Source organism: Chryseobacterium sp. C3 (genome assembly GCF_014218905.1).
In the GTDB taxonomy this organism is placed as follows: domain Bacteria; phylum Bacteroidota; class Bacteroidia; order Flavobacteriales; family Weeksellaceae; genus Chryseobacterium; species Chryseobacterium mucoviscidosis.
On sequence record NZ_JACLCU010000007.1, the window covers coordinates 286,489 to 308,603 of the forward strand.

General features: G+C 36.7%; 19 protein-coding genes and 1 pseudogene. 15 read left to right on the top strand and 5 right to left on the bottom strand.

Going from position 1 to position 22,115, the window contains the following annotated elements:
* Window positions 1-52 precede the first annotated feature (52 nt).
* The 13 genes from H6W53_RS16835 (at window position 53) to H6W53_RS16895 (ending at window position 16,474) form a co-directional block, all read left to right on the top strand.
* On the top strand, window positions 53-793 hold the full coding sequence (locus H6W53_RS16835) for a hypothetical protein (RefSeq protein WP_185208491.1): 741 nt from the start codon (window positions 53-55) through the stop codon (window positions 791-793).
* Between the two features lie 19 nt (window positions 794-812).
* Window positions 813-1,421 carry a hypothetical protein gene (locus tag H6W53_RS16840; protein ID WP_116097552.1) on the top strand — a complete coding sequence of 203 codons (609 nt, stop codon included), beginning with the start codon at window positions 813-815 and terminating at the stop codon, window positions 1,419-1,421.
* 50 nt (window positions 1,422-1,471) lie between these two features.
* Window positions 1,472-2,197, top strand: a complete 726-nt coding sequence (locus H6W53_RS16845) for a sensor histidine kinase (RefSeq protein ID WP_185208492.1) — start codon at window positions 1,472-1,474, stop codon at window positions 2,195-2,197.
* The gene (locus H6W53_RS16850) at window positions 2,166-2,843 is read left to right on the top strand and encodes a response regulator transcription factor (protein WP_185208493.1); all 678 of its coding nucleotides are present in this window, start codon (window positions 2,166-2,168) and stop codon (window positions 2,841-2,843) included. The genes H6W53_RS16845 and H6W53_RS16850 overlap by 32 nt, the downstream gene beginning before the upstream one ends.
* 137 nt (window positions 2,844-2,980) lie before the next feature.
* Window positions 2,981-4,330 (top strand): T6SS phospholipase effector Tle1-like catalytic domain-containing protein, encoded by a 1,350-nt coding sequence (locus H6W53_RS16855; protein WP_185208494.1) that lies wholly within the window; start codon window positions 2,981-2,983, stop codon window positions 4,328-4,330.
* Window positions 4,331-4,552: 222 nt separating this feature from the next.
* Window positions 4,553-5,065, top strand: a complete 513-nt coding sequence (locus H6W53_RS16860; RefSeq protein WP_087706006.1) for a hypothetical protein — start codon at window positions 4,553-4,555, stop codon at window positions 5,063-5,065.
* A gap of 140 nt (window positions 5,066-5,205) precedes the next feature.
* Window positions 5,206-7,137 (top strand): ABC-F family ATP-binding cassette domain-containing protein, encoded by a 1,932-nt coding sequence (locus tag H6W53_RS16865; protein ID WP_185208495.1) that lies wholly within the window; start codon window positions 5,206-5,208, stop codon window positions 7,135-7,137.
* A 157-nt stretch (window positions 7,138-7,294) separates the two neighbouring features.
* A complete protein-coding gene (locus H6W53_RS16870; RefSeq protein WP_185208496.1) occupies window positions 7,295-7,651 on the top strand; it encodes a hypothetical protein in 357 nt (118 codons plus the stop codon).
* A 297-nt stretch (window positions 7,652-7,948) separates the two neighbouring features.
* Window positions 7,949-10,333, top strand: coding sequence for a TonB-dependent receptor (locus tag H6W53_RS16875; protein WP_185208498.1), 2,385 nt, complete (start codon window positions 7,949-7,951; stop codon window positions 10,331-10,333).
* 49 nt (window positions 10,334-10,382) lie between these two features.
* Window positions 10,383-10,970 (top strand): hypothetical protein, encoded by a 588-nt coding sequence (locus H6W53_RS16880; RefSeq protein ID WP_116097566.1) that lies wholly within the window; start codon window positions 10,383-10,385, stop codon window positions 10,968-10,970.
* A 155-nt stretch (window positions 10,971-11,125) separates the two neighbouring features.
* Entirely contained in the window at window positions 11,126-12,460 is a 1,335-nt protein-coding gene (locus H6W53_RS16885; protein WP_185208500.1) for a trigger factor, read from the top strand.
* 114 nt (window positions 12,461-12,574) lie between these two features.
* A complete protein-coding gene (locus H6W53_RS16890) occupies window positions 12,575-13,270 on the top strand; it encodes a hypothetical protein (RefSeq protein ID WP_185208502.1) in 696 nt (231 codons plus the stop codon).
* A gap of 342 nt (window positions 13,271-13,612) precedes the next feature.
* Window positions 13,613-16,474, top strand: a complete 2,862-nt coding sequence (locus H6W53_RS16895; RefSeq protein WP_185208504.1) for a M16 family metallopeptidase — start codon at window positions 13,613-13,615, stop codon at window positions 16,472-16,474.
* Between the two features lie 183 nt (window positions 16,475-16,657).
* Here the strand turns inward: H6W53_RS16895 and H6W53_RS16900 are convergent, their stop codons facing one another.
* Window positions 16,658-17,242: a DUF3109 family protein gene (locus tag H6W53_RS16900; RefSeq protein WP_108409666.1), complete on the bottom strand. Its 585-nt coding sequence runs from the start codon at window positions 17,240-17,242 to the stop codon at window positions 16,658-16,660.
* Window positions 17,243-17,247: 5 nt separating this feature from the next.
* On the bottom strand, window positions 17,248-18,153 hold the full coding sequence (locus H6W53_RS16905; protein WP_185208506.1) for a DUF6427 family protein: 906 nt from the start codon (window positions 18,151-18,153) through the stop codon (window positions 17,248-17,250).
* A 42-nt stretch (window positions 18,154-18,195) separates the two neighbouring features.
* On the opposite strand from H6W53_RS16905, the gene H6W53_RS16910 reads away from it, so the two are divergent.
* A complete protein-coding gene (locus tag H6W53_RS16910; RefSeq protein ID WP_087705988.1) occupies window positions 18,196-18,429 on the top strand; it encodes a DUF6341 family protein in 234 nt (77 codons plus the stop codon).
* Between the two features lie 76 nt (window positions 18,430-18,505).
* Here H6W53_RS16910 and H6W53_RS16915 read toward each other — a convergent pair whose 3' ends face one another.
* The 3 genes from H6W53_RS16915 to H6W53_RS16925 form a co-directional block, all read right to left on the bottom strand.
* On the bottom strand, window positions 18,506-18,943 hold the full coding sequence (locus tag H6W53_RS16915; RefSeq protein ID WP_116097576.1) for a universal stress protein: 438 nt from the start codon (window positions 18,941-18,943) through the stop codon (window positions 18,506-18,508).
* A 59-nt stretch (window positions 18,944-19,002) separates the two neighbouring features.
* Complete coding sequence (locus H6W53_RS16920; protein WP_185208508.1) at window positions 19,003-19,608, bottom strand: fumarylacetoacetate hydrolase family protein; 606 nt, start codon at window positions 19,606-19,608, stop codon at window positions 19,003-19,005.
* Window positions 19,609-20,468: 860 nt separating this feature from the next.
* Entirely contained in the window at window positions 20,469-20,867 is a 399-nt protein-coding gene (locus tag H6W53_RS16925; protein ID WP_108409993.1) for a DUF2007 domain-containing protein, read from the bottom strand.
* A 589-nt stretch (window positions 20,868-21,456) separates the two neighbouring features.
* Here H6W53_RS16925 and H6W53_RS16930 point away from each other — a divergent pair.
* Window positions 21,457-22,115: pseudogene (locus H6W53_RS16930) on the top strand (T9SS C-terminal target domain-containing protein); the annotation flags it as partial.

The window sequence follows — 22,115 nt, forward strand, 5'->3', positions numbered from 1 at the left end:
GCATAGATAATTTAGTTTCTATAATTTTATGCCTTAGAAAAACCGTGAAAATATGAATACATTCAACAGAGAACAATGCGAATTAGCATTTGCAGCGTGGGACAATTGCCGTGGAAATTACAATGCCATTAAAGATCTGATTCCTACCAATTATGTTTTTGATTTTGATGCAGAACAGATCAACTGGGTGAAGAACGAAAATACAGGAAGTGAGTTTTGTGCTCAGATCGGTATTTACGAGAATAAGCTGGTTGCTGTTCTTTGCCCGATGGACGAAGGAGGACATAAAAAAGAAGTACAGGATTATCCTTACAGCTTTTTAGCTGAACTGAAGGAAGACCTTAATCTGGTAGAAACGGAAGAATATACGCTTGTAAAAAATGCGGTTCTTTCCAAAGAACTTAAAACAGTCGATAACAGTTCGGATATGTTCTGGCCGATTGCCAATAAGCCCATGATGGAGCAGGATAAAGCAATCGAAGCCATAGAATCCTGGAGAAACGAAGCAATGACGTGGTTCTACAGAGAATGCACAGAATTTCAGGGAGCAAGAATTTTCAGACAGTTTTACGTACCTGCAGAAAATCTTAACCCACCGAAAGCAGGGCTTTCCCATATGGTTTGTTCCTTCGGACTGAAATTTTCTCAGGTGTATCAGAGAGTTTTGCCTACGCTTATTTTCATTTCTTTTTATACAGATCTGGAAGGCAGTGAAAACGGAGTAAGCGTTGAAAAAATCTCCAATACATACGATTGGTCAAATGCATGTCCGCCTATCTGCCAGTTTATGTAATTTTTAACTAAAATATATTGTGGATATTTACCAGGTAATACTTTATCTTAATAACAGTTTACTTGTTATTTGTGCTTTAATCGGAATTTTAAAGTACAAAACACTTAGAAACACAGAAAAATGGTATGTATATTATATCATTTTTCTTTTTTTGATAGAAGCGGCAGGAAGAGTTTCTATCAGTCTTTTTCATGTAAAAGGTCTGGATTTTCTGTTTCCTTATTACGTAGCAGGAGAATTTCTCATCTTGGGAATTCTTTTCGTAAAAAAATTAGCATTACCATGGTATTGCTACCTTCCGGTAGTAGTACTGGCGCTCTTCTTTTTGCTGGATACAGGAATGGTAACCAATGAAGTAAAGAAAGTAATTTCAAATATTATTGTGATCTGCTTTGCCGGTTATGCACTGCTTATGGAAATTAAAAACACCAAGGTAAATGACCGTTTCATGGCGGTAGACAGTCTTATTTTTCTGTATTATGGATTGTCGGTCTTTTTATTCTTCCTTCTTCGTCAGCTTGCAGATTTTGGAGTAAAACAGGCAGGAATGATATGGAGCATCAATAATGTGCTCTGCAGCTTTTTATATATATCAATCATCTATACCTTTTTAAGATTAAAGAAATAACCTTAAATATCACTTTTTTTGTCGCGTTGATTGCCGTTCTGGTAATCATCATGACATTTATTTTGTTGGCTTACAGAAGTTTCATCGAGAGAATCATTAAAGAGAAAAATGCACAGTACGAAGCAGAAGTTCAGCATCAGAAAAATCTTGCTCTGGAAAATATTAAAGCGCAGGAATCCGAGCGGAAAAGAATTGCCGTTATGATCCACGACGACATCGGAAACCGTCTGAATATCCTTTCTTTATGGCTGAAAAATTTAGATACCAAAGGCGATGAACTCATCAAAAAAAATATAACCACACAAATGTCTTCTCTCATAGATTCTGCCAGAAGCATTTCGCATTCATTATATCCTGTGAATCTGGAATCTGTGGGTCTTGTTCTTTATATTGAAGAGCTGATCGCCAATTTATCAGGAAGAATAAATATTTCACTGAACGTAAGTCCGAAATTTCAGAAAAAAGAAATCTTCGTGGAAGTTCAGTTGTACAGAATTATTCAGGAATTTACAACCAATGTCCTTAAACATTCGGAAGCATCCAGAGTCTGGATCTATATTAAAGATAATAAAACAAATCTTGCAGTTATCATTTCCGATAACGGGCAAAGCTTTGAATATGATGAGGTAAAAAAGGGAATGGGTATTAAAAATATAGAATCCAGAATAAAATCTATGAACGCGGCGCATAAATGGAAAAATACCCTAGGTAAAGGCAGCCGACTAATTATAAAAATTCCATACAATGAACTCCCAGATCAAAATAGCATTAATTGATGACGAACAACTGATTCTCGAAGGCGTAAAAATGTTATTGTCTTCGGAACCCAATATCACAGTAGGATCTACCTCTACCAACGGACCGGATTTTTTAGAAACTTTAGAAGAAACCTCTGAAGAAGATTTTCCCGATATTGCCTTGGTAGACGTACAGATGCAGCCCATGAACGGCTTTGAGCTGGTAGAAATCTTAAAGGAAAAATATCCCAATCTTAAAATTATTATCCTTTCTTCCCATTATAAAACAACTATTTTGGGATACATGGTGAAGCTGGGTGTTTCAGCATTTCTGCCAAAGAACTCTAACCGAAATGCTTTTATCGAAGCCCTTACCATGGTCTACAAAAACGGAATTTTCTTTACTCCGGAAGATCATCAGATGATTTTTTCCTACATGAACAGCCCTACCAAGAAAAGAACACTCTTTGAAATGGACGATGAACTTTCCGACCGCGAAAAAGATGTGGTAAGACTCATCTGTCAGGAATGCACCAACAACGAAATCGCAGAAAAATTATTTATCAGCCCCAGAACCGTAGAAAGCCACAGACAGCGAATCGTCGAAAAAATAGGAGCTAAAAATACAGTGGGAATTGTAATTTATGCCATTATCAACAATATTCATCCCTTAGAAAGAATCTGATTCCGTAGAAATACGGAATTTTTTATTTGGTACTTTCTACTCTATTATCCCGGTTTTTTTCATCGTTACTTTGGAGTGTTCATATAATAAGTACTTCATTTTTAGGAATGAAGAAAAGATAAAAACCACAAAGTGTAATGGAAAACAACATCATCTCTGTCGGAATTTTCTTCGATGGAACAGGAAACAACGGGATGAATGCCACTTCTCATAATAAACCACTTAGGAATAACGAAAGCTATTATGGTAATATTACCAATATCTATAAATTATTTAAGCTGTTTAAAAGTGATGAGAAAAAATATGTAGGAGGAATCGGAACGGTTGCAGGAAATGAAGACAGCGATTTTGCGATGGCTACGTGCAAAAATCCTGCGGGATATCACGGATATTCTTCAGATGATAAACTGGAAGAAGCTTTTTCCTTCATTAAAAATACAATTGAGGACGATACAAGAGAATACCAGTTATACATCTACGGTTTCAGTCGTGGAGCCATGTTGGCAAGAACTTTTTGTAATAAAATAATACAGCATACCTCAGAATTTTCAGGAAAAAAAGTTAAAATTAAATTTTTGGGAATTTTTGATACGGTAGAATCTGCTGCTTTCAACGATTACGATGTGGCGGTTTTACCCGAAACAGAAAGAGTTCTTCACATTTGTGGCGTAAACGAATGCCGTTATTTTTTTCCTCTTACAGGTATTTTCGAAGAATCAAAAGACAGAACAGACGCAAAATGGGAAAGCGGAAACTCGGTATGGAAAGAAATTTTCGTTCCGGGAGCCCATGCAGATGTAGGAGGAGGATATTTAGAAGGTTCCCAATCGGTTTATATTTCTCCGAACTTCATTAAAAATAGAGAACTCTATTACTATGTGGAAAACATTAGAGGAACGGCTTTAGATTCAGAAAAAAAGAAAATTTGGAATTCCGTTTTACAAGATTATAAAATAGATAAAGGCGATATTTTTTCTCAGGCTTACGTTACAAGAGATTTGGTGTACAGTGATCTTTCAAAAGTCTACGGAAAACTTATGCTGATGGAAACCAATTCTGAGCAGTCTGTTTTTGAGGAGGATTTTGATGAATTTACTTTTGAAATTCATCCCGAAAAACATTCTTATTTAACGGAATTATTGGAGGCTCTTGAAAATTATATTAAAAACCTTTCACCTGACCTTAAGCCGGATTACTGTTATGAAAAACTGGCAGATTATACCCATATTTCGGCAAATTTCGGGTTATATCATCCTGCTTTAATGATGGATTCCAAATCGGGAATTCCTACAGAAATCATCAATAACGGTCTGAATGTTCCGAGCCATTCGGACGATCAGTTCAATAAAAACCAACCCAGATTACAGTCGGAGATTCATCATATTGAAGATTCTGTAGTGGATTACGCCTACGGAACCAATATTCCCAATAACGATAATTGGAGCCGTACCATTTTGATCAAAGAAAATTTTTATAATAAATGTTAGTACATTTTCAGTTTTAAATTTAGGTGTTGAGCTGTCTTGGTTAGGCAGCTCAGTTTTTTTTACGTGAAACTACCTATTTTTAATTTGGTTATTTATACTGTAGTTTTTGCTTCTTATTCTTTGTTACTTTGGGTTGTTCTTACAGGAAGCTTCAATAGGAATGAAATTCACTTATAGTTAAACCTAAAGTCATTTACAAAGACTAAAAAACAGAACATAATCATGGAATACAGAGATAACGAAGTCTATTTCGATACGGCTTCCAACAATTTGGTAAAAGGATCTTTTACCGTAAACGAGTTTTCAATTACTGAAGGACAGGATCCTAAAGGACATATTTATGTAGGATTTACAGCAAGCTGCGGAAGCGATGGAAAGTTTATTTTTTCTATCGGAAGAAAAGGATCTTCAGCAGTAGCCAAATGGTTTTCTGCAAGAGTTCCCGCAAACAGAACAACTTTTAACCACGATCCGGGAGAACTTAATTTTGCTATGATCGGAACCCTGGTTCTCGAATTCAAAGGCGGAAAAACCTGTACCTTCTACAATGTTGCTTTGGCACAGGGACATAGCGGACTAAGCAATAACTGGTGGTTTGGAGGCAAACAGGGAATGTACAATGGAAGCGATACCGCGATCTATGGAGCGATAAGTAATAATATTGTAGAGTTGGCATCTTTCCTGAGAGGAGGAAACGCAGCAGATCATATCAAAGTTACTCCGAAAACATTTTAAAAAAAACAACTTAATATTAAATTTTACATCAGAAAACCACTCTTTTAAGGGTGGTTTTCTGCATATAATGCAGCATTCATTTCTTTTCCGTATTTTTGCACCCGAAAATTCATTATTCACTATTAATCATTATTTAACACATGCTTTCGGTTCAAGGTTTAGGATTACATCATTCAGGAACATATCTGTTTCAAAACGTGAATTTCACGATTAAAAAGGATGATAAAATTGGTTTGGTCGGTAAAAATGGAGCGGGGAAATCCACTTTATTGAAAATGCTTTCCGGAGAAATTAATTTCTACGAAGGAAACGTGGTTCCGGAAGGAAACATCACCATTGGTTTCTTGAAACAGGATCTCGATTTCGTAAAAGGAAGAACAGTATGGGCAGAAACCATGCAGGCTTTCGAACAGATCAACGCATGGAAGAACGAGCTTGAAGAAGTGAATCATCAGATGGCGACAAGAACCGACTATGAAAGCGATTCTTACACGGATCTGATTAATAAAATGACGGAACTGAACGACCTTTTGATGAACCACGACGCTTACAATCTGGAAGGAGACATGGAAAAAGTATTGTTCGGACTTGGTTTCAAAGCGGATGATTTCCAGAAAATCACCGATGAATTTTCCGGAGGCTGGAGAATGAGAATCGAACTGGCAAAACTGTTGCTGCAAAAGAACGACATCATGCTTCTCGATGAGCCTACGAACCACTTGGATATGGAATCCATCATGTGGCTGGAAAACTTTTTGAAAGATTATCCCGGAGCAATTGTTCTGGTAAGTCACGATAAGCAGTTCATGACCGCGGTTTGTAACCGTACTTTCGATATCAACAACAAAAAAGTTGACGATTATAAAGCCAATTATTCCAAATATCTTGTGATGCGCGAAGACCGCCGCGAAAAACTGATTCAGGCTAAAAAGAATCAGGATGCGGAGATCAAGCAGATGGAAGATAACATCAATAAGTTCCGTGCAAGTGCCACAAAAGCATCTTTTGCGCAGTCTTTGATTAAAAAATTAGACAAAATCGAACGTATTGAAGTAGATAATGAAGACGTTTCTAAATTCAATATCCGTTTCGTGCAGTCGCAGGTTCCCGGAAAAATTATCTTCGAAGCTGAAAATTTAGGTAAAGCTTATGGTGAAAAACAAATCTTTGATGATGTGGATTTCATCGTTCAGCGAGGAGACAGAATTGCGCTTCTTGGACAAAACGGACAGGGAAAAACAACGTTGGCAAAAATTCTTGCAGGAGACATCAAAGATTATTCAGGAACTTGGAATCTCGGACATAATGTAAACATAGGTTATTTCGCACAGAATCAGGAGGAAGTTTTAACCCCGAATAAAACCGTTCAGGAAGAAGCGGAAGACGCTGCAACCGAAGAAACAAGACCAAGAGTCCGTGATTTGTTAGGATCTTTCCTTTTTCAGGGTGAAGCGGTGAATAAAAAAACGAAAGTACTTTCCGGAGGGGAAAGAAACCGTTTGGCGCTTTGTAAATTGTTGCTTCGTCCTTTCAATACGCTGATTATGGACGAACCTACGAACCACTTGGATATCCAGTCTAAGGAAATCATCAAGCTGGCTCTTCAGAAATTTGAAGGAACGTTAATTGTGATTTCGCACGACAGGGAATTCTTACAGGGACTTTGTGATAAGATCTACGAATTCCGTGATGGTAAAATGAAAGAATTCTTAGGAGACATCAACGAATATCTTGAATTCAGACAGAAAGAATCCATCAGAGAAATCTCTGCTGAAAAAGCAAAACTGCACGGAGAAGATACCAAGGTTGAGGTAAAGGCAAAAAAAGAGGAAAAGCCTGCAACAGAAACTCAACAATCAGCGATTGTAAGCAAAGAGCAGAAAAATATTCAGAATAAACTGAAAAAAGTAGAAGAAAAAATTACTGAACTGGAAACCAAAGTTGAGGAATTTGAAACTTCTTTCACTAAAGAAAATCCTTCTGAAGAAACACTGGAAAAATACAACAATACCAAAGAAGAACTGGATCTTGCTTTGCAGGAATGGGAATATTTGGGGACTCAGTTGGATTAATTTCTCAGAAATACATAAAATAAACCTTGTAGGTTTTTAAAACTTATAAGGTTTGATTACAGTTTGTAACAAAATCTCATTTCTACTTACTTATCTATCAAAATATTTTAAGAAAACTTTAATCTCAATTTTTAAATTATTTTTATAATTTTGACGAATGATCTTTAAAGAAAACAGAAATCTAAAGAATTTTATTTCCAAATTATTGTTTGGGATCTATTTTCTTGCGCTGTTTTCCCAGAATTTCCACAGTCACAGTTCCGAAGATGTTTTTAAAAACTTCAGCTTCAAAAAATCGGAGAATACAGTTACTAAAAATATAGCGAAGGAAAAAGCAGCAGACTGTCTTGCCTGTCATTTCTTAGCTGCCGGAAATACTTTAGTTCCTGAAGAATTCAGTTTTTCTTTTGCGCATTACACGCACGAAGTTAAACAGATTATTACCGTTCAGGAAAAAATATGGTCTCAGACCAAATTTACCTTTCAGCTTCGCGGTCCGCCCGCAATTTCATAATTCATAGATTCTTTTCGGATTTTTGCTAAATAATTTTTAGATACATAATGTATTTAATTAAACTAATCTAATTTTTTTTTAACCATTAAGATGAATTAGGAAGTAAGTTTTATTAAGAAAATCATATAGATTTTTGTATCCCTTAAAAGAAAGGTTAAACTTAATTGCTATAAAATTTTTAAAACAAATCTTAACGGTTCAAAATAGAACATCGGGATTCGTCGTCTGAAGCTAAAAATCCAATTCAAATTTTAACGAAAAAGTACCCTGAAAAGTACACAATCAATCTATTTAACAATGAAATTGATCTATAGTTTTATGCTGATCCTTTGCGGATTTGCATTGACAAACGCACAGCAGACTTACACGGTAGAAGGAACAGTTCAGGATTTTCATGATAAAACAATGCTGGAAAATGCATCCGTGAAAATTGGAGATTTTTCTGCAAAAACCGACAAAAACGGTAAGTTTTCAATCAATAAAATTCCTGCGGGAAAATATATGCTCATTGCTAAACATCCTGATTGTAATGATTATACTGAAAATGTAGGAGTTACACAGGATTTGCATTTAACAATTACGCTTGAACATCATATTCAGGACATCGAAACGGTTACCATACACGGAAACCATAAAAACAACGGATCTCTTGTTATTAAAACACTTGATAAAGCCGAAATAGAAAAATATTCTTCTGAAAATCTGGGAAATTTATTGACGAAGATTTCGGGAGTCAGTGCTTTGAAAACAGGAAACAATATCTCAAAACCTATTATTCACGGGCTTTACGGAAGCAGAATCTCTATCTTAAACAATGGAGTGAGACTTGCTGAACAGGAGTGGGGAGTAGAACACGCTCCGAATGTGGATATTAATAATTTTCAGCATATTGATGTCATTAAAGGAGCTTCTGCATTGAAGTACGGAAGTGATGCGATTGGCGGAGTCGTGGTGATGGAACCTGAAATTTTCCCTAAAAAGGATACTTTAAAAGGTTCAGTCGGTCTTACCGGAATTTCAAACGGAAGAGGAATGGCTCTGGATGCGGATGTTGCGAAAATCTGGAAAAACGGATGGGCGGTAAAAACCGGAGGAAGCATCAAAAAACTGGGAGATCAGAACGCTCCGGATTATAACCTGATGAATACGGGAATGGATTTTTCTTCCTTTAATTTTACCGTTCAGAATAATACGTATGAAAGGGGAATTTCTTTCGATTATTATTTAACGAACCAGAATATTGGGATCTACAGAGGTTCTCATGTGGGAAACAATGAAGATTTTTACAACGCAACCACCACGAAAATTCCGATTTATACAGGAACTTTCAGTTATGATATTGATAATCCTAGACAGGTGATCGAGCATCATATCGCCAAAGTTTCGGCTTTCAAAAGATTTGAAAATATCGGAAAAGTTTCTGCGACGTACAGTTATCAGTACAACCACAGACAGGAATATGACATCAGAAGAGGAGAGCTGAAAGATACGCCTTCTCTGGATCTGGAACTGATGACGCATCAGTTTAATCTTAATGATTTGCTGGAAAGAGGGAAGTTTTCTCTGGAAACAGGAATTGATGCGAGTTTTCAGAACAATTATTCGGATCCGGCGACAAAAGCGAGACGTCTGATTCCAAACTATGATAAATATGCGGCAGGTTTTTATTCCATTTTTAAATATAAAATCTCCGGCAATTTCAATGTGGAGGCAGGAGCGCGATACGATTTTACGCGTTATGATGTTACCAAATGGTACGATAAAAGCGATTGGGAGAAGAGATATGCAGATTCTTATCCTCAGTTTTATGTAAAAACAGACCAGAACAGGATTCTTACGCGTCCTCAACTGAATTATAACAATGTATCTTTCAATGCAGGATTAGAATATCGCCCGAATTCATCTTTTGATCTGAAATTCAATTATGCAAAAGTAGGCAGAACACCGAATATTGCGGAACTGTTTTCAGACGGACTGCACCATTCTGCTTCTGTGATCGAAATCGGAGATATGGGACTAAAGAATGAACAGGGACATCAGTTTAATCTTACCGTGGATTCAAAATTCAATGTTTTAAAAGGATTGAATGTTTCTGTAAATCCGTACTTTTTTATCACCAAAAATTTCATCAACGAAGTTCCTACAGGAGTTCAGAATACAATCAGAGGAGTATTTCCGGTGTGGTCTTATCAGCAGATTGATGCCAAAATGTATGGGGTAGATCTGGATGTTAATCTTAAACTTACGGATCATCTTACTTATGTAGGAAAGGGAAGTTATGTTTACGGACAGGACGACACAAACAATGTTCCGTTGATTTTAATGATGCCTCCTAATTTTTCCAATGCATTACAGTTTAAAAAGGAAAACTGGAATCAGTTCTATTTTACTTTAGAAAACCAGACTTTTCTTAAGCAGAACAGGTTTCCGGTGTATAATGCAACCATACCAATATATATAGACGGAGATGAAGTGGAAAAAACGGTGGATCTGAGTACTCCGCCAAACGGTTATTCTCTCTGGAATATCCAGACAGGAATCAACATCAGCAAAAATCTTTCTGCGGGACTTATCGTGAACAATCTTTTCAATGTTACGTACAGAGATTATCTGAACAGAATGAGATTTTTCTCGGATGAGGCAGGAAGAAACTTTATTCTCAACTTTAGATACAGACTCTAAAGATTTTAAAACCATCAGACAAAATATACAACTTTAAAATTTTAAAAAAATGAAATTATTCAATACTAAAAATATCATCAAATTATTAGCAGTTTTATTCATCGCCATCACCGTAGTATCTTGTCAGAGAGACGGATCTGCGGCAGAAGACGATCTTCCGCAGGAAGACCTTACCAACATTATTTTGAATGTGAAAGATGTTGCGGCGGGAACTACCCAAACGTACAATTACAGTATGGGAGCGGGAGGAGCTCAGGCGATTAAATTAACCGACGGAAAAACCTATCAGGTAACCGCACAGTTTAAAAACGGAAACGAAGATGCCACTCAGGAAATTAAGGATGCAAAAGACGAACACTTTTTAATCTTCAATTTCCCGAATTCTGATATTACCTTAACGCGTACAGACGATGCTTCTTCTACAAGAGCAGACGGAAAACGTGTAGGATTAAAAACAGAATGGGTAGTAAACAAAGCCGTTAAAAACCCTTCTGCTACAAGCCAGCTTATCTTTACTTTATACCATGAACCGGCAAGTGTAACGGAGGATTCCCAGACAACCACAAACGGAGTGATCTACGGAACGCAGGTAGGTGGAGAAACAGATGCGCAGGCAAACTATACCATCACGAATTAAAATAACCTTTTAATATCTTTAATCTTGTTAGCAAAAACCACCGTAATTTTTCCGGTGGTTTTTCTATTTAATAAGATTTGGCGTTTTAAGTTCATTTTAATTGATATTTTTTCATAAAAATTTTATATTTTTGCAACCTAAAATTTTAATCAATAATGAAGGTTACTGCAAAAAACCATGATGATGTAAGTGCATTGCTTACAGTGACATTGGAAAAATCTGACTATAAAGAAAAAGTTGATAAGCAATTGATTAATTATGCTAAAAATGCGCAAGTTCCTGGTTTCAGAAAAGGGAAAGTGCCTTTGAGTATGGTTAGAAAACAATATGAAGCAGGTATTGCTTTTGAAGAAATCAACAAGCAGGTTTCTGATGCTTTAAACAACTACGTAAACGAAAACAAACTAAGATTAGTTGGTCAGCCGGTTCCACAGCCAGTAAACGAATTCGATTACAATGCGGATCAGCTTGAAGTTGCTTTTGAAGTAGGATTTGAGCCTGAATTCACTATTGACCTGGCTAAATATGAAGCTCCACACTACAAAGTAGAGGCTTCTGAAAAAGAAATCAACAAAAGTATTGAGAACATGCAGAAGCGTTTTGCAGAGCAGGCTCCTCAAGAAAAAATCAATAAAGATTCTTACATCGCTTTAGAAATTTCTCAGGTTGTGGAAGAAGATGCTGAAGGAGAGCACAACCACCATCCAAAGAACGTTACCATTACTGCTGAAAACAAAGAAGCTTTCAAACTGGTAAAATCTTTGAAAATGGACGGCTCTGTAAAAGTTTCTAAAGAAACGCTTGCATCTGATGAAGAATTGGCTAAAGAATTAGGATTCTCTAAAGAAGAAGTTGAGCATTTACACCACAACGAAGTGGAAGTAAAAGTAAAAGATTTCTACGGTCTTAACTTGGCTGAACTTAATCAGGAATTATTCGATAAGGTGTACGGAGAAGGAAACATTAAGTCTGAAGAAGAACTTAAGGAAAAAGTAAAATCCGAATTAGACGAATACTTCCAGCAAAATGCTGATGTTCACTTTGTGAATAAAGTATTGGAACAGGTTTCAGAAAAAGAAGAAGTAAAGCTTCCTGAAACATTCCTTGTAAAATGGTTAATGTTCTCTAACCAGAACATCCAGTCTGAAGAGCAGGCAAAAGAAATTCTTGAATCTGAGAAAAACCAGTTGAAATATCAGATCATCGAAGGTAAATTAATGACGGATAACGACATTAAATTAGACTATGCTGATGTTTTGGGACAGGCTGAACAATTGGTAAGAAATCAATTGGCTATCTACGGAATCCACCATTTAGGAGACGAAGAGATCCAAAAATATGCTGTTGAAATGTTGAAAGACCAGGAGCAGGTAAGACAAATTTCTTCTGAAGTTGCGATGACGAAGCTTAAGGATGTAATCCTTGAAAAAGCAACGAAAAAAGAAACTGCCATTTCTCACGACGAGTTTTTGGAAGAGCTTAAAAAGTAATTTATTTTACTATAAATATTTGAAAGCCACTGTTTTTGCAGTGGTTTTTTTATTGAGTAAACATCTGCATTTATTTGTTTAATATTCCTATATTTACGACACTAAACTTTATTTATGAAAAAGATCATCATTCCGTTTTTTTGCGTTGTGCTTTTTTCCAGTTCGGTAGCTGCACAAAAAACTACTGCTGCTCCCGCTAAAACGGAAGCGGTAAAATCTAAACTTACTCCAAAAGAAGTTATCGATAAATATCTTACGGCACTTGGAGGAAAAGATAAACTTGAATCGGTGAAATCCATTGTGATGGAAAATACAATTTCGGGGGCTGCGCTTCCGGGAGAAATCACGATGACGACAAAAAAAATGGGCAATAAATTCAAATCTGAACAGTTTTTTATGGGACAGAAAGCGGCTTCTCAGTATTTTGACGGCGAAAAAGGATATATGGAGCAGATGGGGAACAAAAGCGAAATTCCGGCAGATAAACTGGGAGATTTAAAGAATGGGAAAATTATTGATGCTTTAGGATACGATTACACCAAATTCAAAGATGTTACCACAGAAAAAATCGACGGAAAAGATTATAATGTGTTAACTTCCGACAAAGGGAAATTCTATTTTGATGCTTCTACAGGTCTTTTGTATAAAGCAGATGCAAAAGAAGGAACAGCGTTTACAAAAGATTATTTAACGGTAGACGGAATTAAATTTCCTTCCTTAATTGAAGCGCAGGGTGGCGGACAGACTATGACTATTAAAACGACAAAAGTAACGATCAATTCAGGAGTTACGGATGCGGATTTTAAATAAAAAATTCGCTATTTAACATAATAAGGCCGGGCAAAGCTCGGCTTTTTTGATGATACCACATTTTTAACTAAAGTTTAACTAAAAAAGAATATTCTTTAACAGTTGAATTTTTAATTTTGCCACATTATAACACAAAAACATACTGATGAGAAAAGATTACATTACTTTGGCTTGGGATTTTCCCTTTTAAAGCAGTTTTCTATCTTCTGAAATTCAATTTTTTTAGCTTAAAATTTTAACGATAATTAACTCGAATTTAACTTTAAATAATAATTTGAACATTTCCTCGTTAAGTGAATAAATCATATTTTTGAACCATAAAAATTAATAATCGAAACAACTATGAAAAAAATGTTTTCGTCGCTTGCAGTTGTCTTTCTGATGTCTGCCAATGCATTTGCACAGAATATTCCTATGGATCCTTCTGTAAAGACCGGTACACTTCCAAACGGGATGAAGTACTACATCAGAAAAAATACATTACCAGAAAAGAAAGTAGATTTCAGACTGGCAATTAATGCAGGATCTATTCTTGAGGATGAAAACCAGAGAGGTCTGGCTCACTTCATGGAGCATATGAACTTCAACGGAACAAAAAACTTTCCGGATAATAAACTTGTCGATTTTCTACAGTCAATCGGAGTAAAATTCGGACAGCACTTAAACGCTTACACCAGCTTTGACGAAACGGTTTATATGCTTCCTGTTCCTTTAGATAAGCCGGGAAATCTGGATGCAGGTCTTAAAGTGATGGAAGACTGGGCATTCAACGCTACCCTTTCTGATGAGCAGATCAATAAAGAAAGAGGAGTTGTTCTCGAAGAATTAAGGCTTGGTTTAGGAGCAGACAAAAGAATGTCGGATAAATACCTTCCGAAATTACTGTACAACTCTCAGTACGCCAACAGACTTCCGATCGGGAAGAAAGATGTTCTGGAAAACTTCAAACCGGATGTTATCAGACAGTTTCATAAAGACTGGTACAGACCGGATCTGATGGCAATTGTAGTGGTGGGAGACATCAATGTGGATGAAGTTGAAAAGAAAATTAAAGATAACTTCAGCAAATATAAAAATCCTTCCAAACCGAGAGAAAGAAAGAGCTTCGATCTTCCGAACCATAAGGAAACTTTGGTGGCTATCGAAACAGATCCGGATGCTACAAGATCTATGGTACAGTTCATCATGAAAGATTCTGAATCTTACCAGCCGGATGTTACAGTAGAACAGTACAACCAGAGTCTTGTAGAACAGATTGCTTCAACCATGCTGAATAACAGATTAGGAGAGCTGGTAAATTCCAACAATCCTCCTTTCACATACGGTTACGTTTATCACGGCGGAACCTATGCGAGAAGCAAGGAAGCTTTTCAGGGAATGGCAATGGTGAAAGACGGAAACCAGCTTAATGCTTTAAAAGTTCTTCTGGAAGAAACGGAAAGAGCAAAAAGATTCGGGTTTACACAGACAGAATTAGACAGGGCAAAAGCTCAGGTAATGTCTAATATCGAAAGAACCTACAACAACAGAGATAAAACGGAAAGTGATGTTCTTGTAGACGAATATGTAAGAAATTTCCTTGAGCAGGAACCAATGCCGGGAATTGCATGGGAATATGAAGATACTAAGAAATTCTTACCTTCTGTAACGCTGGCTCAGACCAATGAAGTGATTAAAAAACTGGTAAAAGACGACAGCAGAGTAGTGGTAATTACCGGTCCTAAAAAAGACAATGTTCAGATGCCGACGGAAGCGATGGTGCTGAATACTTTTGAAGGAGTGAAGATGGCAGATCTTAAGCCGTATCAGGAAAAAGCTACCATTAAAAATTTAGTGAAACCGTTCAAATCTGAAGGTGCAATTGCTAAAACGGAAACCGATGCCAAATTAGGAACCACAACGTGGACGCTGAGCAATGGCGCAAAAGTTACTTTCAAGAAAACAGACTTTAAAGACGATGAAATTGTTTTTGCAGCGAGAAGTTTAGGAGGAAGCTCTGTAATTAGCGATGCCGATTTTATTAAAACCCAGTTTGCTTTTCCTGCACTTTCTGAAGCTGGTGTAAATGGTTTTTCTAAAGCAGACCTTACCAATTATCTTGCAGGAAAACAGGTTAATGTAAATACTTCCATCGGAAATGTAACGGAAGGAGTTTCCGGAAGAACGACCAGAAAAGATCTTGGAACAGCAATGGAGCTTATGTATGCTTATTTCACAGGCTTAAACTACAATCCTGATGCATTTAATGCTTACAAAACAAAGCAGTCTGCGATGATGGATAACCTGTTGTCTAATCCTCAGTTTTATTTCTCCAGTGAGCATGCGAAATTCATGAATCAGAAAAACCCGAGATTTGTAGGAATAATCCCTACGGAAAAGGAATGGGCAAATACAGATTATAAAAAAGCATACGACATTTATAAAGAGAAATTCTCCAATGCCGGAAACTTCCAGTTTTATTTTGTAGGAAATATTGATGAGGCAACCTTTAAAAATGAAGTGTTACAATACATTGCAAGTCTTCCTTCAAACGGAAAAACGTCTACTTTTAAAGATACAGGATACAGACAGATAACCGGAGATTATTCTAAGGTCTACAAAAAAGGAAAAGATCCTAAAAGTATGGTTACCATTGCGTACAGCGGAGAAGCGCCTTACAACGAAAAAGAAGCACTGGCTTTAGAGGCTCTTGGAGAAGTGGCAACCATTAAGGTGATTGAAAAACTGAGAGAAGATGAAAGCGGAATTTACGGTGGCGGAGCAAGAGGTGGAATGTACAAAGTTCCGTTCAGTAATTACAGTTTCAGCATCAATTTCCCTTGCGGACCGGAAAATGCTGATAAATTAACGAAAAGTGCGATTGCAGAACTTCAGAAGTTAATAGATAAAGGACCTGAGCAAAAGGATCTTGATAAATATAAGGAAGGAGAGTACAATGATGATAAAACCAATATGAAAGACAATATGTATTGGATGAACGCGCTTACCAAAAATCAGGTTGACGGAAGCGATAAATATGAAATCCTTAACTATCAGGAAAAAGTAAAAGCTTTAACGGTAAAAGATCTTCACGATGTAGCGAAGAAGTATCTTACAAAAGGCAGAATCGTGGCAACTCTGATGCCGGAAGACGGTTGGGAAAAAGCCAAAAAAGAGGAAGCTAAAGCTGAAACAGCAGTCATAAAAGCCGGAGCAGCAAAATAATTTTCGATATAAAGTTCAATTAAAAACCGTTCTGTAGATTTTACAGAACGGTTTTGCTTTATTACTGTTAAGGCTGAATGCAATTCAGTTAAAGTTAAAAAAAATCTTAAAACCTAAAAACCTTACAACTCAACACCCTCAAACTCTCAAACCCTAAAAACCCGCTCACTCTCTAACCCAAAATTAAGATCCATACTCCTTCTTCCATTCTTCAGCCACTTCGCTCAGAACATCGTAAAATTCTTCACCATATTTTCGGATCAAAGGCGTTTTCAGGAATTTATACACAGGAACCTGCAATTCTTTTCCTAAAGTACAGGCATCGCTGCAGATCTTCCAGACATCATAGTTCAATGCTTTGAAGGTAGAATATTCTTTAATACGGATCGGATAAAGATGACACGAGATCGGTTTTTGCCAGTCTACTGCGCCGTCTTCATATGCCTTTTCAATACCGCATTTTGTAATTCCTTTTTCATCAAAAGTTACGTATGCACATTCGCGGTTTTCCACCATTGGTGTAACGTACATTCCGTCCATCGGATCTGTCGTCCATGTTCCGATCTTTTCGATGGATTTAATACCTTCTTCGGTAAGATAAGGCTTCACTTTCTCAAAAATAGAATCTAAAATTTCCAGTTCGTCCTTATCCAAAGGAGCACCTACATCTCCTTCCACGCAACACGCACCTTTACATTTAGAAAGGTTACACACAAACTCTTCAGAAAAAATATCTTCGGAGATCAATTTATCGTCTATCTGAATCATAATCTTTAAAATAAATTAAAATAAGTTCCGGCTTTAAAACCGATTAAACTGAAAATAAGCAGCCACAAACCGACCTCCTGCATCCAGTATTTCGGCAGAAACCGAAGCATTCTGCTGATAATAATAGTGGAAGGAAAGGCAAGAAGAAGTAAATATTCGTAGTTTTTATTCATGTAAAGAATAATCGTAATCAGCTGAGCCATCGAAAAAACAAGCAGAAAAGTATATTTATAGCGGCTTATCGGGCTTTTTTTGTTATAATTTCTGAAATGATCGTACACAGCGTAGATCAGCATGCCAATTACAGGGATCAAAGGCAGAAGTTCTGTATAATCTGTCACCGGTTTCATCTTACCGAAAGGAAAATAATCGATATTCCAACTTTTAAAATCAATAAAAAACATTACCGAAAAATAACTGAAAACAATTAAAACAATTCCCAGCAAAAACCTGAAAATATTCAGACTTATTCTCTCAGAAGTAGCAATGACGTGAATAATCACAAAAACAGCCATTGGCCATGTTGTCGGAAGAAAAATAAAATTCAGGGCAACAATGGAGCCTACCAGAACATAAGATTTTTTTCGGATGTCCTCATTGGTACTTGTCAAAAGCAGCAAAAGAAAAGAATTGGTAAGCAGTGCAACCGCAATTCCGATGTCTACATTTCCGGGATACAGCCCGAAAACAAAAAAAGTATATAAGAATAATGGGAGATGCGTCTGATAATTGAGCGCAATACTGTGAAAACAGAAATATCCCAGAGCAATTCCCAGAAACGTAATTCCGGCAATAATCCCCTCATAAGTGTTGAAATTCAATAAATTAAAAGTTATTACTATTAAAAGAAGAAAACCAATATAAACAGGAATTGAAAAAATATTGCTTTCTTTTGAAAGTAATTTAAACATTTTTTATAAATTTGTACAAAGTTAATTTAAAAAAGGAAAATAATGACGTCTTTCTTTCTATTCTTAAGCAAAGTTTTCAAATGGTCTTTCGGTTTCTTTGATGCTTTCGGTAATGTTTTGAACTGGATTCTGTTTATCGTTTGTTGCGTACTGTTCACTTACTGGTGCTATGTTTTAGTAGTTACTCTTGGAGGTGATAAAGATAAAGACTACTATTCTCCAACGGAAGGTAAGAACCCTTACTACGATCCGAAAATCTACAAAAATGAAGGTTAATTAATTGGTTATATAGTAAAAAGCCGATCAAATAATTTATTTGGTCGGCTTTTTTATTAACGATTAAAATTACTTTTTAGTCATGTATCGGAAGAACCAGAACAGGAACTTTAGAATCCTTTGTGATGCCTTTTGTTAGACTTCCTACAAAAACATCATAAATCCCGCTTCTTCCATGGGATCCCATGACGATGAAATCTGCTTTTTTATCTTCCGCATGTTCTAGAATAATATCTTTTGCGATTCCCTGTTTCAGAATATGTTCGCATTCTACCTCATGCGCCAGAATTCTCTGCTGAATTTTGTTAAGCTGAACAAGCTCTTCCCGGATCTCGTTTTCCTCTACTTCCGGAAAATACTGAAATCCCATATCTCCGATCGCAAAGCCGATATCCGAAGGTGCAACATGAATTAAATAAATTCTGCCGTTTACCTGCTTAGCGAATTTTACAGCTCCTTCCAAAAGCTGTTCTATCTTGTCCCCAAAATCTACGGGTAATACAATATTTACCATAACCTTTAATTTTGTCTACTAAAGATAGGAAAATTATGCCAAAAGTTATGTTAAATTACTTATAATATTCGGATGTCTAAAACCTTTTCATCTTCCAGATAAGCTTCCAGAATATCATTCTCTTCCACTTTTCCTACGCCTTTCGGAGTTCCTGTAAAAATAAGATCTCCCACTCTCAACGTAAAATACTGCGACACAAAAGCAATAATGTCATCAATGGTGAACATCATGTCCTTCGTATTTCCGTCCTGTACCTTTTCCTTGTTCTTCAGTAAAGAAAAATTCAGGGAATCCAGATTAAAATTATCTTTTTTAAAGAAATTTCCCACTACTGCAGAACCATCAAAACCTTTCGCCAGTTCCCAGGGTAATCCTTTGGATTTTAATTCACTTTGAAGATCTCTCGCTGTGAAATCTATTCCCAGTCCGATTTCCTCATAATGCTTGTGTGCTGTTTCTTTCTGGATATATTTTCCGCCTTTCGAAATCTTAACAACAACTTCCAGTTCGTAATGCACATCATCTGAAAACTCAGGAATGTAAAAATCGTTTCCTTTTAAAACCGCTGTATCCGGCTTCATAAAGATAACCGGTCTTTCCGGGATTTCGTTGCCCAGTTCTTTTGCGTGTTCGCTGTAATTTCTTCCTATACAGATTATTTTCATACTCTTTTATTTTGTCTTTGCGAGAATCGAATGCGGCGAAGCAATCTCAGTCTCACATTATTTAATAAATTTTTATTTTCAACGATCGTCAACTTCCATCCTCTATCTGCCAACTTCCTTTCTTTTTTAGGAGCTTTTTCCCGCTTTCCACTGTATCTTTTTTGTTACGGGCTTCGCTTCTCTCCGCCCGCAACAAAAAAGGATGCCGTTTCAATCGGGGCTATGAGAAGTGAAACGGTTAATTTCTACGAGTTAATAATGAATTTTCCAATGTATAATATTTATTTGTAAAAGAAAATTTATTCCTCATCGATTATAAATCATCACTTATCACTTATCACTTATCAATCATATTAAAAGACCACCCTGTCAAAAATTCATTTGAATTTTTGCCACCCCTCCAGAGGAGGGGAATTGTACTGTTTTCTTTCAATATCCTTTTTGTTATATAAATAAGTAATGCAAATATACAGCTCATTAGCTGAGTGAAGCGCCCTTGCGAACGGAAAATATCCACAATACTTTCAAATAGACATTGCGATCATTGCGTTAAAAAGAATATCAATTTCACTTTCTAAATTTAATGCGTAAACCGTATTTTATCATTCATCACTCATCACTTATCAATCATATTAAAAGACCACCCCGTCAAAAATTCATTTGAATTTTCGCCACCCCTCCGGAGGAGGGGAATTGTACTGTTTTCTTTCAATATCCTTTTTGTTATATAAATAAGTAATGCAAATATACAGCTCATTAGCTGAGTGAAGCACCCTTGCGAACGGAAAATATCCACAATACTTTCAAAAAAATATTGCGATCATTGCGTTAAAAAAACATTACGTCACTTTCTAAAACCATTAATGCGTAAACTCATTCCCGCAATAATAACAGACAAATTTATGGCTCGTTAAAATCGAAATTCCGAAAAAACTGGTTGCACTGTCGTCCCTGTAAATATGGTTAGAACCACATTTCGGACAAACGAAATCAAATTCAGGATCTGCAATGGTGTGTTCCACTTCCAGAGAAAATTCTTCGTTTTCCCTGTAATCTTTCAATGCCTGATTGGCTTTTTCAAGATCCTCTTCAAAAACCTGCAACTGAATTCCGCCAACCGCCTGAGAAAGCAGCCAGTCCGACTGGATCAGTTGTTCGTTTGCAATAAAACTGTTGATGCCGCTTTCCGCCAGAATCTGTTTGTCCCGGTTCGCCTGAAGCGCCGTTTCGTAAAATTTGAATTTAACCAGTTCACTCATCGTCTTTTTACTTTTTCCATGTTTTTTATAAATATAGTTATTTTTATTTTTTTAAGTGAATGAACTTACGTAATGTAAGCGCAACAGATTCAAATTTATTTTCTTATAAAATTTTAAACAAATCATTGTAAATAAAACCCGCACCGTACGCTTCGGCTCCGCTCAGCGTACTTTACTGCGATTCCATTTTAAACGAATCATTGTAAACCAAACCATCCACCGTGCGCTGAGCGGAGCCGAAGCGCACATTAAAACACACCCATAAAAGATATTTTTCACCATGATTTCCAACCTGTTTGAAAAAAAATGCATCCTTTAAAATAAAGCGACATGTTTTGTCGTTAATGAAATGTAATTTTGCAGAAAAGTAAAAGGGACGAGATTTTCTTTTTACCGTTCTGAACAAAAATTAATAAAGACAAGGCTGCTAAAAGCGCATAAAAAAGACTAAAAAAACCATGATTAAAACAAATGATTTTCGAACAGATTCTATTCAGAACAATTCTTTAAGAAGGCGGATTTCCAGATTTTTCTAAGCATTCCCTTTCTTAATTTTCACCTTATAATAACTTTTAAAATTACACGACACATGAAAAAACTCGCCATGAGTATGCTCACCTTGTGCAGCATTCTGGGTGTTTCCGCCCAGGAAGTGGTGTGGGAGAAGGACATCCGGTCTTCAACGCAGGATTTCCTTTCGCAGATCACCACAACCATCGGTCAGCAGTATTTAATTACCGGAAGCAGCATCCGTGCTGACAACAATAAACCATCATCCGGCAGCCAAAAGCAGAACAACGGTTACGATTTCCATCTGGTTAAGCTGAACCAGCAGGGCGAAGAAGTCTGGGAAAAATATTTCTCAGGAAAAAACCATGATTTTCTTTCGGCAACGGTTAACACTCAGGAAGGAGGGTTTCTTCTTGCCGGAACTTCCTACAGCGGAAAAGGACTGGATAAAAAAGAGGATTCTAGAGGCGGCAGCGATTTTTGGCTTATCAGAATCAACGAATTCGGGGACGAATTATGGCAGAAAACCATAGGCAGCACTGCAGATGAAGAAGCAAGGGCGGTGATTCAGACCACGGATATGGGGTTTTTTGTAGCAGGAAATACAACCCTTCCCTTCGGCTCCGCTCAGGGTAAACAGGCTCAGGATCCGAAAATGAAGGGCTACGGCTCCAAAGATGTTCTGGTGGTACGACTGGATAAAAACGGGAAGGAATTATCCCAATTGGTATTAGGCGG

Excerpts from the sequence above, each read along its gene's own strand:
- H6W53_RS16835 (WP_185208491.1), top strand. The coding sequence starts at position 53 with ATGAATACATTCAACAGAGAACAATGCGAATTAGCATTTGCAGCGTGG.
- H6W53_RS16845 (WP_185208492.1), top strand. The coding sequence starts at position 1,472 with ATGACATTTATTTTGTTGGCTTACAGAAGTTTCATCGAGAGAATCATT.
- H6W53_RS16850 (WP_185208493.1), top strand. The coding sequence starts at position 2,166 with ATGAACTCCCAGATCAAAATAGCATTAATTGATGACGAACAACTGATT.
- H6W53_RS16855 (WP_185208494.1), top strand. The coding sequence starts at position 2,981 with ATGGAAAACAACATCATCTCTGTCGGAATTTTCTTCGATGGAACAGGA.
- H6W53_RS16860 (WP_087706006.1), top strand. The coding sequence starts at position 4,553 with ATGGAATACAGAGATAACGAAGTCTATTTCGATACGGCTTCCAACAAT.
- H6W53_RS16865 (WP_185208495.1), top strand. The coding sequence starts at position 5,206 with ATGCTTTCGGTTCAAGGTTTAGGATTACATCATTCAGGAACATATCTG.
- H6W53_RS16870 (WP_185208496.1), top strand. The coding sequence starts at position 7,295 with ATGATCTTTAAAGAAAACAGAAATCTAAAGAATTTTATTTCCAAATTA.
- H6W53_RS16875 (WP_185208498.1), top strand. The coding sequence starts at position 7,949 with ATGAAATTGATCTATAGTTTTATGCTGATCCTTTGCGGATTTGCATTG.
- H6W53_RS16880 (WP_116097566.1), top strand. The coding sequence starts at position 10,383 with ATGAAATTATTCAATACTAAAAATATCATCAAATTATTAGCAGTTTTA.
- H6W53_RS16885 (WP_185208500.1), top strand. The coding sequence starts at position 11,126 with ATGAAGGTTACTGCAAAAAACCATGATGATGTAAGTGCATTGCTTACA.
- H6W53_RS16890 (WP_185208502.1), top strand. The coding sequence starts at position 12,575 with ATGAAAAAGATCATCATTCCGTTTTTTTGCGTTGTGCTTTTTTCCAGT.
- H6W53_RS16895 (WP_185208504.1), top strand. The coding sequence starts at position 13,613 with ATGAAAAAAATGTTTTCGTCGCTTGCAGTTGTCTTTCTGATGTCTGCC.
- H6W53_RS16900 (WP_108409666.1), bottom strand. The coding sequence starts at position 17,242 with ATGATTCAGATAGACGATAAATTGATCTCCGAAGATATTTTTTCTGAA.
- H6W53_RS16905 (WP_185208506.1), bottom strand. The coding sequence starts at position 18,153 with ATGTTTAAATTACTTTCAAAAGAAAGCAATATTTTTTCAATTCCTGTT.
- H6W53_RS16910 (WP_087705988.1), top strand. The coding sequence starts at position 18,196 with ATGACGTCTTTCTTTCTATTCTTAAGCAAAGTTTTCAAATGGTCTTTC.
- H6W53_RS16915 (WP_116097576.1), bottom strand. The coding sequence starts at position 18,943 with ATGGTAAATATTGTATTACCCGTAGATTTTGGGGACAAGATAGAACAG.
- H6W53_RS16920 (WP_185208508.1), bottom strand. The coding sequence starts at position 19,608 with ATGAAAATAATCTGTATAGGAAGAAATTACAGCGAACACGCAAAAGAA.
- H6W53_RS16925 (WP_108409993.1), bottom strand. The coding sequence starts at position 20,867 with ATGAGTGAACTGGTTAAATTCAAATTTTACGAAACGGCGCTTCAGGCG.